General features: G+C 63.7%; 12 protein-coding genes and 1 pseudogene. 12 read left to right on the top strand and 1 reads right to left on the bottom strand.

Annotation, left to right across the window (positions count from 1 at the left end; genetic code table 11):
- The 12 genes and pseudogenes from ACLP4W_RS00865 to ACLP4W_RS00810 all read left to right on the top strand — a co-directional run.
- The coding region (locus ACLP4W_RS00865; protein WP_442383181.1) for an ABC transporter permease at window positions 1-717 on the top strand (717 nt) is incomplete at its 5' end.
- A 4-nt stretch (window positions 718-721) separates the two neighbouring features.
- Entirely contained in the window at window positions 722-1,990 is a 1,269-nt protein-coding gene (locus ACLP4W_RS00860) for an MCE family protein (protein WP_442383179.1), read from the top strand.
- Complete coding sequence (locus ACLP4W_RS00855) at window positions 1,987-3,015, top strand: MCE family protein (protein ID WP_442383177.1); 1,029 nt, start codon at window positions 1,987-1,989, stop codon at window positions 3,013-3,015. The genes ACLP4W_RS00860 and ACLP4W_RS00855 overlap by 4 nt, the downstream gene beginning before the upstream one ends.
- 53 nt (window positions 3,016-3,068) lie before the next feature.
- Window positions 3,069-4,187, top strand: coding sequence for an MCE family protein (locus ACLP4W_RS00850; RefSeq protein ID WP_442383190.1), 1,119 nt, complete (start codon window positions 3,069-3,071; stop codon window positions 4,185-4,187).
- A 2-nt stretch (window positions 4,188-4,189) separates the two neighbouring features.
- Complete coding sequence (locus ACLP4W_RS00845) at window positions 4,190-5,554, top strand: MCE family protein (protein ID WP_442383175.1); 1,365 nt, start codon at window positions 4,190-4,192, stop codon at window positions 5,552-5,554.
- Window positions 5,551-6,672, top strand: coding sequence for an MCE family protein (locus ACLP4W_RS00840; protein WP_442383173.1), 1,122 nt, complete (start codon window positions 5,551-5,553; stop codon window positions 6,670-6,672). Before ACLP4W_RS00845 ends, ACLP4W_RS00840 begins: the two co-directional genes overlap by 4 nt.
- Window positions 6,673-8,142, top strand: coding sequence for an MCE family protein (locus ACLP4W_RS00835; protein WP_442383171.1), 1,470 nt, complete (start codon window positions 6,673-6,675; stop codon window positions 8,140-8,142).
- Between the two features lie 34 nt (window positions 8,143-8,176).
- Window positions 8,177-8,812: an Mce protein gene (locus ACLP4W_RS00830; protein WP_442383169.1), complete on the top strand. Its 636-nt coding sequence runs from the start codon at window positions 8,177-8,179 to the stop codon at window positions 8,810-8,812.
- The gene (locus ACLP4W_RS00825) at window positions 8,809-9,495 is read left to right on the top strand and encodes a hypothetical protein (protein WP_442383167.1); all 687 of its coding nucleotides are present in this window, start codon (window positions 8,809-8,811) and stop codon (window positions 9,493-9,495) included. The genes ACLP4W_RS00830 and ACLP4W_RS00825 overlap by 4 nt, the downstream gene beginning before the upstream one ends.
- Window positions 9,496-9,508: 13 nt before the next feature.
- On the top strand, window positions 9,509-10,015 hold the full coding sequence (locus ACLP4W_RS00820) for a CAP domain-containing protein (RefSeq protein WP_442383165.1): 507 nt from the start codon (window positions 9,509-9,511) through the stop codon (window positions 10,013-10,015).
- A gap of 23 nt (window positions 10,016-10,038) precedes the next feature.
- Window positions 10,039-11,400 (top strand): annotated as a pseudogene (locus ACLP4W_RS00815) (MBL fold metallo-hydrolase); the annotation flags it as partial.
- Window positions 11,401-11,403: 3 nt separating this feature from the next.
- Window positions 11,404-12,795 carry a molybdopterin-dependent oxidoreductase gene (locus tag ACLP4W_RS00810; RefSeq protein ID WP_442383188.1) on the top strand — a complete coding sequence of 464 codons (1,392 nt, stop codon included), beginning with the start codon at window positions 11,404-11,406 and terminating at the stop codon, window positions 12,793-12,795.
- A gap of 157 nt (window positions 12,796-12,952) precedes the next feature.
- Here the strand turns inward: ACLP4W_RS00810 and ACLP4W_RS00805 are convergent, their stop codons facing one another.
- Window positions 12,953-13,285 (bottom strand): hypothetical protein, encoded by a 333-nt coding sequence (locus ACLP4W_RS00805; RefSeq protein ID WP_442383163.1) that lies wholly within the window; start codon window positions 13,283-13,285, stop codon window positions 12,953-12,955.

Genomic DNA, 13,285 nt, shown 5'->3' with positions numbered 1-13,285 from the left:
ACGCGTCGACACGACACGCTCGACGCCACCAAGGACTCATCCGGTCAACGAAGCGGCGGCCACGACGACGGTTGCGGCCGCCGCTTCACCCTGCCCCTTGACAAAGTCCCCTCCATATCAGTCGCGGTACAGGGGTACGACACCTTGTCCAACGTCGGAGTCGAGGCGCTGACTGGTTTTTTGTCGGCGTTCTTCAACGTCCGGATGATCGCGCCGTGCACGGCCGGGGTGGCATTGGCCGCCACGATCGGTGCCGGCGCGACCGCCCAGCTGGGCGCGATGCGGATCAACGAGGAGATCGACGCGCTCGAAGTCATGGGCATCCGTTCGATCACGTATCTCGCGTCGACGCGGATTATCGCCGGCGTCCTGGTCGTCATCCCGCTCTACGCCGTCGCCGTGCTGATGTCGTTCTTCGCGTCCAAGTTCGGCACGTTATATATCTACGGCCAGTCACGTGGCGTGTACGAGCATTATTTCTCCACGTTTTTGCGTCCTACAGATTTGTTGTGGTCGTTTTTCGCGGTGCTGGCGATGGCGACCGGTGTGATGGTCGTGCACACCTACTACGGTTTCACCGCGACAGGTGGTCCCGCCGGCGTGGGGGAGGCGGTCGGTCGTTCAGTGCGGTCATCGATGATCGTCACGGCCTTCGTGGCCCTGATGATTTCGCTGTCCGTCTACGGGCAGTCCGGCAACTTCAACCTGTCGGGATAACCGTATGAGCAACCACAGCAGCAGCGGACCCAGCAGGAGAAATAGTGTCCGCACGAGCAAGATCGACCCGATCTGGTGGGCGCCAACGTTGTTCATCCTCGTCGCGGGTCTGGTCGCGCTGACCGCAGCGTCGTTCTCCGGCAAATTCCAAGAATTCATCCCGCTCACGTTGGTGTCGGACAGGGCGGGACTGGTGATGGAACAGGGCGCCAAGGTCAAGTTGCGCGGTGTGCAGATCGGCCAGGTCGCTTCGATCGGCACCGACGTTAAGGCCGCTCAGCTGCAGTTGAAGATGGACCCGGGACCATTCAAATACCTGCCGAGCAATCTTGAGGCCGAGATCAAATCGACTACTGCGTTCGGGTCCAAGTACGTCGACCTGATCGTGCCCGACCATCCTAGCCCCACAACGCTGAAGTCCGGCGCGGTGCTGCACTCCCGCAATGTCACCGTCGAAGTCAACACGGTTTTCGAGAATCTGCAGTCGGTGGTCCAAGCCCTCGACCCCGCGAAGCTGAACGCGATCTTGTCGGCCTTCGCACAATCAGTGCGTGGCAAGGGCGATCGGCTCGGACAGGCGATCACCGATGCGAACAACCTGCTGCTGACCGTCAACCCCCGGATGGGAACGATTCACAAAGACTGGCGGTTGTTCGGCAAAACGACGGCCGCCTATTCCGATGCGGCGCAAGACATTCTGTCGATCCTCGACTCCGCGGCGACCACCAGCACCACCCTGACCGAAAACCAGCGGTCGCTCGACACGCTGCTGTTGTCGGCCGTGGGCTTCAGCCAGACCGGCATCAGCGTCATCGGCACCAACGAATCGAACATCGTGCGGTCCGTTAACCTGCTCGATCCAACCACGGCACTGCTGCAGAAGTACTCCCCGACCTACACGTGCTTGTTCCAGGGTGCGCAATGGTACGTCGACCACGGCGGCCGAGACGCATTGGGCGGCAACGGTTATTCCGTGATCCTGGACGCCGCCCTGCTGTTCGGCGATGACCCGTACCGATACCCGAACCACCTGCCAAAGGTCAATGCCACCGGCGGCCCGGGGGGCAGGCCCAGCTGTGGTTCGTTGCCGGACCCGAGCGCGAACTTCCCAGTGCGTGCGCTGGTCACCGACACCGGCTGGGGCGCCGCTCCGGATGAGATCCGAACCACCCCGTGGGTCGGCAATCCATGGTGGGCCAACTACTTCCCGACCACCAAGAACCCTCCGGAACCGCCGCGCTACTTCTACCGCGGGGGGCAGCCACCACCATGAGAAGGAAGCTGTCTGGCACCATCACCCGTGTCGCGCTGTTCACGGCCGTCTGCCTGGTATTCACGTTTTCGCTGATAGCGGTGTTCGGGCAGCTGCGCTTCGAGGACCGCACCGGCTATCAAGCAGTTTTCACGAACATCTCCGGCCTGAAATCCGGCAACTTTGTCCGCATCGCCGGGGTCGAGGTCGGCAAGGTGGGCGACCTCACCCTCCATCGCGACGGCACGGTCACCGTCGGCTTCGCGGTGGACAAGGGCGTGCGGCTCACCGAGGGCACCAAAGCCGTCGTCCGCTACGAAAACCTGATCGGCGACCGTTATCTCGCGCTCGAAGAGAGCCCCGGCCCACCACGCCGGCTGCCGCCGGGCGCGACTATTCCGCTGGCACGAACGTCGCCCGCACTGGACATCGATGCCCTGATCGGGGGATTCCGCCCGCTGTTCCGGGCGCTGGATCCCGATCAGGTCAACGCCCTGTCCGGTGAATTGCTGCGGATTTTCCAGGGGCAAGGCGGCACCCTCGCCTCGGTGCTGGCGCAGACCTCGATGCTGACCTCGACCTTGGCCGGGCGCAGCGAGCTGATCGGCGAGCTGATCACCAACTTGAACACCGTGCTGCACACCTTCGCCGCGCGCGACCACGAGTTCTCTGACGGCTTGGACAAGCTATCCCAACTCGTGGATGGCTTGGCGCAGCGCAAGAATGACATCTCCACCGGGCTGGCCTACATCAACGCGGCCGCCGGGTCGGTCGCCGATCTGCTTGTCCAGGCACGCCAGCCGATCAAGGACGTGGTGCGCGAGACCGACCGCATGTCTGCGCAGGTGCTGTCCGACCGCGACTATGTCGACAAACTGCTCAAGGATCTCCCCGACATCTATCAGGTCTTGGCCCGGCAGGGCCTGAATGGCGATTACTTCGGCTTCTACATGTGCGAAGTGTTGCTGAAACTCAACGGCAAGGGGGGCAACCCGATTTTCGTCAAGCTATTCGGCCAGCCCAGCGGGCGGTGCACGCCGCAGTGAAGCGAATCAACATCAAACCGCTCAGCCAGCGCAGCCCCGTCCTGATAGGGCTGATGGGTACCGTGATCGTGACCTGCGTGGTCGTTGCCGCCTTCGAGTACAACAAGCTGCCGTTTATCAAGGACACCAACGACTACTCGGCGTACTTCTCCGAAGCCGGTGGTATCAAATCCGGCAGTACGGTCCGGGTTTCCGGCATGGGTGTCGGCAGGGTCTCAGACGTTCGCCTGGAGGGCACCAAGGTCCGGGTGGGTTTTAGCGTCCGCAAGAGCATTGCGCTGGGCGACCGCACCGAAGCGGCGATCAAGACGGAGACAGTACTTGGCGCGAAGATGCTCGAGCTCACCTCGCGTGGCGACGGGCGATTGACGGGCACGATTCCGCTGGAACGTACCACCTCACCGTATGACCTTCCCGACGCGCTGGGCGACCTGACAACCACCATCAGTGGTCTGGATACCGCCCAATTGTCTTCGGCGTTGACCACTTTGGCCAACACCTTCAAGGAAACACCGCCCGATCTCAAACCCGCGCTGCAGGGCGTCGCGCGGTTCTCGGAGACCCTCAACAGCCGCGACGCGCAGCTGCGAGGTCTGTTGGGGAATGCCAACAAGGTCTCGGCGGTACTGGGCCGACGCAGCCAGCAGATCGCCGGCCTGGTCGCAAACTCCAACGCGTTGCTCGCAGCGTTGCTGGACGAACGAGATTCACTCGACGCCCTGATGAACAACCTCACTGCGGTTTCTCATCAGATCTCGGGGCTGGTCAATGACAATCGGACCCAACTCAAGCCGGCGCTCGACAAGCTCAACGGGGTGCTCGAGGTCCTCGACAACCGCAAGGAAGATCTGCAGAGAACCCTGCCCAAGTTCAAACGATATGCGATGTCGTTTGGCGAATGCCTGGGCTCCGGACCATTTTTCAAAGCCTACGTGGCTAACCTGATCCCCGGCCAGATAAGCGGGCCGACGATCGACGCGCGAATGTATGACCGTTTCTTGGACCCCAACCAGAGGCTGCCATCGGAGTCGGTGGACCCGCCGACCGGAACCCCGCCCGTGCCGCCGGAAAACGCGCCGGTCCCAATCTGGTCCCAGCCGCCCTCGCCGGGACCCGCGCCGGGCCCACCCCCTGAGCCCAGTCCCGCGCCCGTCGAAAACGGTGGGCAGTGAACATGAGTCGGCGCACTCTTCGCGGAGTGACCGCCGTCAGCTTGGTCGTGACCCTCGCTGCGGCCTCGTTTCTGGTCGGCAAGAAGCTATGGAACGATGTCGAAAAGAACACGTACTCAGCGTATTTTGCGGAGGCCAACGGCCTATTCGTCGGTGACGAGATTCGGATCCTGGGCGTCGCCGTCGGCGTGGTGGACAAGATTGAGCCGCAGCCCACCAGCTCCAAGGTGACATTCTCCGTCGACAAGCAGTACCCGGTCCCGGCCGATGCCCGGGCGGCAATCCTGTCGCCGTCCCTCGTGACTTCTCGGGCAATCCAGCTCGTCCCTGCCTACTCCGGTGGGCCCAAGTTGAGCCCCGGCGCGTCGATCCCGCTGGGCCGCACCGCGGTTCCCGTCGAATGGGACGACTTCCGCAAGCAGCTGGAAAAGCTGACCGACGCGCTGCAGCCAACCAGCCCGGGCGGCGTGAACTCGGTCGGCGAGTTCATCAACTCGGCCGCGGACAACTTGCGTGGCGAGGGAGACACCGCCCGTGACGCCATAATCAAGCTGTCGGAAGCGATCTCAGCACTCGGTGATCACGTCGACGACATTTTCAGCACGGTGCGCAATCTGCAGCTGCTGGTGTCGGCGCTGTACTCCAGCAGTGATCTGCTGGCCTCGTTCAACCAGAACTTGGCCAGCGTGACGACGCTGTTCTCGAACACACCCAACGAGGTCGCCAACGCGGTGAAGGGCCTGGATCAGGCGCTGGCGGATGTGCGCGACTTTCTTTCCGAAAACCGCGAAGCAATGGGTGTGACGTTCGACCGGCTGAGTTCCATCACGACCGCGCTGAATGACAGCCGCGGTGATATCAAACAGATTCTGCATGTCGCCCCGACGGTGTTCCAGAATTTTCTGAACATCTACCAGCCGGCGCAGAGCGCGATGACCGGCATCATAGCGTTGAACAACTTCGCCGACATCCCGCAGTGGATCTGCAGCTCGATCGAAGCGGCCTCCCGCCTGCGCTTGGACCGAGTGTCGAAGCTGTGCCTGCAGTACATCATTCCGATCATCAAGAACCGCATCTACAACTACATTCCGGTGGGGATCAACCCGTTCGTCGGGACCCAGGCCCGGCCTAACGAGATCACCTACAGCGAGGACTGGCTTCGGCCCGGCTATACGCCCCCTGAAACAACCCCGCCGCCCGAGACACCCCCACCCGCGGATGGGTCGCAGCCGTCTCCTGCCGAGCAGCCGGGACTGGCCGAGGCGGCGCAACCCGTGGCGCCTCAGGCGCCGTCTCAGCCGCCGAACACCTTGATGAACGCGACCCAAGTGCTGCAGAATTTGATGCTCCCGGTGGGTCCGTCATGAGACGCGCGATAGCCGCGGCGCTCGGCATAGTGTGCATTGCCGCGCTTCCGGCATGTGGATGGCGGGGCCTGAATTCGTTCACACTGCCCGGCACCGCCGGCGGGGGGCCGGGCTCCTACGTCGTCCGGGCGCAGATGCCAGACGTGGTAACCATTCAGGAAAACACCTGCGGTCGGGTCGACGACGTCAACGTCGGCAACGTCACCAAGATCGAGCTGCAAGACTGGCACGCGCTAGTCACCATGCGTATCAACGGCGATGTCCACCTGCCGGCCAATTCGACCGCCAAGCTCGGACAGACCAGCCTGCTCGGCTCGATGCACATCGAACTCGCGCCGCCCAAGGACGAGCCGCCGGTCGGTGAACTCAAGAACGGGTCGGTCATCCCGTTGTCGCACGCGAGCATGTATCCGACCACCGAGCAGACCTTGGCCTCGGTGTCGATCCTGCTCAACGGCGGCGGGATGGCGCAATTGCAGGAAATCAACCAGGCGGTCGCCAAGGCATTCGCCGGCCGCGAAAACGACATGCGCAGCCTGCTTGGCCAGCTCGATGAGTTCATCGCCGGCACCAACGCCCAGACCGACGACATCATTGCCGCCGCCGAGAACCTCAACTCGCTGGCGGGCCAGGTCGCCGCCAAAGATCCGGTCGTCGACAAGGCTTTGATGACCGTGCCCAAAGCGCTGGCGATCTTGGCTGAAGAACGCGCCAAGATCGCCGATGCGATCGATCAGGTCGGCAAGTTCAGCGCGATCGCGGCCGATACCGTCAACCAGAGCAAGGAATCTCTGGTCAACAACCTGCGCAACATCGCGCCGGTGCTGCGGTCGCTCGCCGACGCCGGGCCATCGCTCACCAAGGGCCTGGACGGCCTGGTGGCCTATCCCTGGCCGGCGTCCACCGCGAGGAATTGGTTCCGCGGTGACTACGCCAACCTCACCCTAATCGTCGATTTGACGTTGAGCCGCATAGACCAAGGGCTCTTCACCCGCTCACGGTGGGAGGGTAATCTCACTCAACTCGAACTGCAGTGGGGACGCACAATCGGCATGCAGCCGAGCCCGGTGACGGGGGGTAACCCGCTGACCTTTCCGTACCACTTCGGGGGATACTGAATGCTGCGCCTGAATCGCCGGACGTGGATCCAGTTGTCGATCTTGACTCTGGTGACGGTAGTTTCCTGTGGCGCAATGGCGTTCAACTTCATGAAGCTGCCCGCGACACTGTTCGGGGTCGGGGAGTACAACGTCACCGTCGACCTGCCGCAGTCGGGCGGGCTCTACCAGACCTCGGTCGTCACCTATCGCGGCACCGACGTGGGCCAGGTCAAGTCGGTCGAAGTCACCGCCACCGGGGTGCGTGCGGTGCTCGCCATGAGATCCGGCGTCAAGGTGCCCTCCGACGTCCAGGCTTCGGTGCACAGCCGCTCGGCGATCGGCGAGCAATACATCGAACTGACCCCCCAGCCCGAGAAGGACGGAGGACCTTCCCGACCGCTACGCGCCGGCGACGTCATTCCCGCCGGCCGCGTCGATGTGCCCGTCGATATTGGACATCTGCTCGACCTGACAAACCGTGCGCTACAGGCGATTCCGCGTGACAACTTGCATACCGTGATTGACGAGACCAACTGGGCGGTCGGTGGCCTCGGGCCCGAGTTGTCCCGGATCGTCGACGGGTCAACTGCACTGGCCATTGCTGGAGGACGGACCGTCGACCCGCTCGCCGCCCTGATCGACCAGTCACCGGCGGTGCTCAACTCCCAGGTGCAGACATCGGACGCGATCGCTACGTGGGCTGATCGAACCGCGGCGATCATGGCGCAGTTCAAGGCGCAGGATGCGGCCGTGCGAGATCTGCTGACGCAGGGCAGTTCCGGGCTGGAGGAAGGTCGCGCGCTGTTCGATCGGGTGGCGCCCGCGGTTCCGGTGCTGTTCGCCAACCTTGTGAGCCTCGGTGACATCGCCGTCGTCTACCGCCACGACATCGAGCAGCTTCTGGTGCTGTTACCGCAAGGGATCGCCGCGATGGCCGCGATCGTCGTGGCGAGCTCTAATACCAAACAGGAGTACCGGGGCGCCCAGTTGGACTTCAACCTAAATATCAACCTGCCGCCACCGTGCACGACCGGATACCTGCCGCCAACGCAGCGCCGCTCGCCGGCCAGCGTCGACGCTCCAGACCGGCCGGCGGCGGAGATGTATTGCCGGGTGCCGCAAGACTCGGAGTTCAATGTCCGTGGGGCGCGGAATATTCCGTGCGAGAGCAAGCCGTGGAAGCGTGCCCCGACGGTCGAGCTGTGTGAAAGCGACGAGGAGTACGTGCCGCTCAACAATGGCTACAACTGGAAGGGCGACCCTAACGCCACCTACAGCGGTCAGGGTGTGCCGCAGTATCCGCCGGGACAGGATCCGCGACTGCCACCGCCGCGGGGCACCGCGCCACCGCCCGCGGCGGTAGCGGTTGCAACCTACGACCCCGCAACCGGTGACTACATCGGGCCTGACGGGCGCCGCTACACCGAGTCCGATTTGGCGCACCCGCGTGCCAAGGACTGGCAGTCACTTCTTGTCCCGCAACCGTAAGCAATTCCAGGACCTTTCGTGAGTGAGGAGCAAAATGGCCGACGCGCCTGAAACCCCCGATACCCCTGAGACCCCTGACACTGAGGAGACACTCGGCGAGCCGACGGCAGCCGACGTCCCGCAAGTAGAGCACGAAAGCCGGCCCAAAGGTTGGCTCGGGCGCTGGCGACACCGGGCCACCCGTCGGCGGCTTTCGTGCGTCGGATCGGCGCTGGTGGCCGGCGCTGTCGTCGTTGCGGCGCTGGCCGGATTGGCCGGCTGGCTCGGATACAGCACCTACCAAAGGCATGAGGCCCAGGCCCGCCGCGATCTATTCGTTCAGACTGCTCGCCAGGGCGCTGTAAACCTCACAACGATCAACTACACCGAGGTCGATGCCGACGTGCAGCGGGTCCTCGATTTGGCCACCGGGGCATTCCGTGACGATTTCGAGCAGCGGTCCAAGCCGTTCATCGAAGTCGTCAAAGCGGCCCAGTCGAAATCGGAAGGCACGGTGACCGAGGCCGGACTGGAATCCCAGCGGGGCGACTCGGCTCAGGTGCTGGTGGCGGTCGCGGTGAAATCGCGGACCGCCGGCGGCGAGGAGGCGCCGCGGGAATGGCGCATGCGAATTGAGGTTCGGTCGGTTGGCGACGACGCCAAGGTGTCCAATGTGGTGTTCGTGCCATGACGACTCTGCGCGACAACACCGAAACCACCGCCGCCACGGGCGACGAGGAGATAGTCAATGCTGACGCGGAAGTATCCGAGGCGATGTCGGAAGATATAGGTCCGGCGGCCGAAGACGCTACGACGCAAGAAGAATCGGCAGCCGACGAGGTCGACCCGGGGTCCGACGACGAACCCGACACCACGCGGGAAAGGCGCCGGATCAACTGGTCGCGTGTCCTCGCTTATGGTGCGTTGCCCGCATTGGCGTTGCTGCTGGCGCTGGCGTCGGGCTACTTCAAATGGGTGGTTGGCTCGGCCGATGACCTCGCGCTCGCCCGCACCGAGTCGGTGCGGGTCGCCGGCGAAGACGCGGTCGCCCTGTTGTCGTACAAGCCGGACTCGGTGGACAAGGATCTCGGTGCGGCGCGGGAACGGCTGACCGGCGATTTCAAAGACGCGTACACCACACTTACCCGCGAGGTCGTAATTCCGGGTGCGAAAGAAAAGCACATATCGGCGGTGGCAAAAGTAAATGCGGCAGCACCGGTTTCGGTATCCGCCAACCACGCAGTGGTCCTGTTGTTCGTCAACCAGACAGTGACCATCGGCGACGGCGCTCCCACGGATACCCAGCCCGTCATTCGGGTGGCGTTGGACAAGGTCAACGGCCGATGGCTGGTTTCACGTTTCGACCCGGTGTGATTCGAGGGGTCCCATGATCGCGTCGATAGGCCGCAGCGCACGTGTGCTGCCGGTTGCCGTACTTCTTTCGGGGACAGGAGTGTTGGCGGCCCCTACCGCACATGCCGACAATAAGCGGCTCAACAGCGCTGTCGTCTCCGCCGTCTACACCTTGCAACACCAGGCAGGCTGCACAAATGACGTCATCAGGGACAACGCGCTGACACTGGCCGCCGAATGGCACGCGGAAGACATGATCAACAACCGGAATATCAACGACGACATAGGATCCGACGGTTCGAGTCCGCAGGACCGCGCCAACGCCGCCGGCTTCCGCGGCAAAGCAGCCGAGACGGTGGCTATCAACCCAGCCATAGCCATCAGCAGCCTAGAATTAGTCAACCAGTGGTACTACAACCCCGACGACATGGCGATCATCCGCGACTGCGCCAACACCGCTATCGGCGTGTGGTCAGACAACAGCCTCGACCGCACCGTCGTGGTGGCCGTGTACGGGCAACCGGCGCCGCGTAACCGGTGACACGGCTTGAGGGGGAAAACCAGATGATCTTCACACAGCACTATCTGGGCTGTTTATCGCATGCGTCCTATCTGATAGGAGATGAGACCACCGGTCGCGCAGTCGTTGTCGATCCACGTCGCGACATCGACGACTACCTCGATGAAGCGGCTGAGCATGGGTTGCGAATCGAGCGGGTGATCGAGACACATATCCACGCCGACTTTTTGAGCGGTCACCTGGAGCTGGCGGCGGCCACCGGGGCGCTGGTCTCCTTCGGTGAAGGCGCCGATGTCGAGTTCCCCATCGAGCCGTTGCGGGACGGCCAGCGGATCTCGTTGGGAGAAGTGACCCTCGAGGTTCTCGCGACGCCCGGTCACACTCCCGAGTCGATCTGCATCGTGGTTTACGAGCATGCCCACGACGAGGTGCCCTACGGCGTGCTCACCGGTGACACGCTGTTCGTCGGTGACGTGGGGCGCCCAGATCTTTTCGTGACCTCGGGCTTCTCGGCGGGTGCGCTCGCTGCGAAACTCTTTGGGTCTCTGCATGGCAAACTCTTGAAGCTGCCCGATACCGCGCGAGTGTTTCCCGCGCATGGTGCCGGATCCGTGTGCGGCAAGCAGCTATCGAGTGAGACCAGTTCGACGATCGGTGAGCAGCGGCAGACCAACTACGCGCTCCAGACGATCGATGTGGACCAATTCGTCGCCGCGGTGACCAAGGGGCAATCGGTGCGGCCGCGGTACTTCGAGTTCGCCGCACACCGCAATCGCCAGCTGCGCCCACTCCTTGACGAAAATCCACCGTCGTTACTGGATATCGACGACGTGTGCAAGCGGGCCGAAGCCGGCGCCATCCTCCTGGACAGCAGGGAGCCGGATGATTATGCGTCGAGGCATCTCCGCGGTGCGGTCAATGTTGGCCTGCAGGGACGGTTCGCCGAATGGGCCGGCAATGTGTTATCACCGGACCGCGACATCGTGTTGGTCGGCGATGCCGTGCTGGCGCGTGAATCGAAAATCCGCCTGTCGCGGGTGGGCTTCGATCGGGTCGTAGGCCAATTACGCGACCTCGCAGAGGTTTTCGCACGAAGACCAGATCTCGCTGAGGCGACGTCACGGTTGACCATCGAGCAGCTCGCCGAATTCCGCGGCTTGGAGCCCCGCCTGCAACTCGTGGACGTTCGCGGGCCGCAGGAGGCGGCTGAGGGCACCATCCCAGGTGCGCGCGAAATCCCGCTGCCGGCCTTGACGGATTCATTGGCTGTTCTTGATCCTAGAGCCCCGGTGGTCGTCTACTGCGCCAGCGGCTACCGGTCGATGGTGGCCGCCAGCGTGCTTCGGGCATCGGGCTTCGACGACGTGTCGGACGTGCTTGGGGGATTTGGGGCCTGGCAGAGTGCTGGTCTGCCTTCGTCGTGTGGCGCCGAAGCCGACATCATCGCCGACACACCGCAGATTGGCCCCCGAGCCGCCAAGGCATTAGTCGACGGTGGGGCACTGCTGCTTGACGTGCGTGAGCCCGATGAGTGGTGTATCGAGCACGCGCCGACCGCGATACTGCTGCCGGTCGGTCGCGTGCTTGCCCAAAAAGATGAATTGCCTTGCGACCGACGGATCGTGGTGATGTGCAGGTCGGGTGGGCGCTCCGCGGCGGTGACCGCTTCGCTTCGCCGGTCGGGCTTCGACGCCGTCAACCTGGCGGGCGGCATGTGCGCGTGGGCGGCCGCCGGATTGCCGGTCGTCAGGCATGGTGGGGACTCCGGTCTCATTGTGCAACGGGAAGAGCCGCTGAACTGTGAGACCTCGCTCCCCGCGCTGATCGGCGGTGTTGTGACGCCGGCCACGCACTTTTACGTCCGCAACCACTTCACAACGCCGGTGCTGGATCCAGAGCCGTACGAGTTGGCGGTCACCGGCCTGGTTACGCGGCCGTTGCGCCTTCGCTTGCGTGATCTGCGGAACATGCCGTCACAGTCGATCATCGTCACGCTGGAGTGCGCCGGCAACGGACGGGCTCATTTCGAACCGCCAGTCGCGGGCGAGCAGTGGAACTTTGGAGCGGCAAGCACCGCCGAATGGACGGGTGTTCCGCTGGTGGAAATCCTGGACCGGGCCCACCTGACGGTCGGCGCCCACGACGTCGTATTTCGTGGTGCTGATGCGGGATTGGTCGACGGCGCAACGGCACCCGTGCGGTTCGAGCGTGCCCTGTCGGTGGACGACGCGGTCAGCACAGGTGCGCTCGTCGCGTACGCGATGAACGGTGAAGAACTGCCGCTCCAGCATGGCCGTCCCGTCCGGCTGATCGTGCCTGGCTGGTATTCGGTGGCGTCGGTCAAGTGGCTGACGGAGATCGAGGTGATCGGCCATCCGTTCGAGGCTTTTTTCCAGACGAAGCGGTACCACTACGAATGGGAGCGTGGCGGTGCCGTTGTCCGCGAGCCCGTCCGCATGCAGCGCGTTCGCGCGTTGATCGCCGAGCCCACCGACGGCGCCTCGGTGCCGGCCGGGGAATTTGTAGTGCGAGGCGTTGCGTGGTCGGGCGCGGCGCCAATCGAACGGGTCGACGTCTCCATTGGCGAAGGTCCATGGCAGCCCGCACGACTTATCGGTGAACGCCGCCGACACAGCTGGCAGTGGTGGGAGTTGTTGACGTACTGCGACGTCGGTGGACCCAGCACTGTGCGGGCACGGGCGACCGACCTGGCCGGCCGCACTCAGCCCGAGCAACCCGAATGGAATCGCCTTGGGTACGGTGGCAACGCAATCCAGACGATTTCGATTGTGGTCGAGTGAACCCGCGGGTGTGCACCGCAGGCGCACAGTTCGTTTCAATGCTTAGTCATACTTTGGGCGTGGCGATTGCCTAGATAAGACGGGTCCTACAGCAGCTGTTGTTGTCGGTGCCGACATCAAATGACATGCTTGCCGATCGCGGGCAGGCGCAGGATCGCTATCGACTGGACATGGACTCGGCCGCGTTCGGGTCGAGGCGCTCATGGTCGGTCGCGATCTCGCAGGCGCACGGCGGCGCGCCGTCGTGCAACCATCGCCACAGCCGGGTCTCGCGCTTGCGCAGCAGGTGCTGCACGTAGACCTTGTCACACTTCTCCTGGGAGAAGACCAGGTCCAGGTTGACGGGTAACCCCGCCCAGTCGACCTGCTCGCGCTCCGGCGCCTGGTCACCGCGTGGGTCGTCGATCGCAGTGCCATTCCGCGCCCGACCGTGCAGTGGGCAGTCGGTGTTCACGGCGTCCCCATCGGGTCCATCACCCTGCCGAGCCAC

The organism is Mycobacterium sp. (genome assembly GCF_052145595.1).
GTDB lineage: Bacteria > Actinomycetota > Actinomycetes > Mycobacteriales > Mycobacteriaceae > Mycobacterium.
Note: the sequence above shows the minus strand (reverse complement) of the source record. Positions and strands in the feature narration are given on the sequence as shown.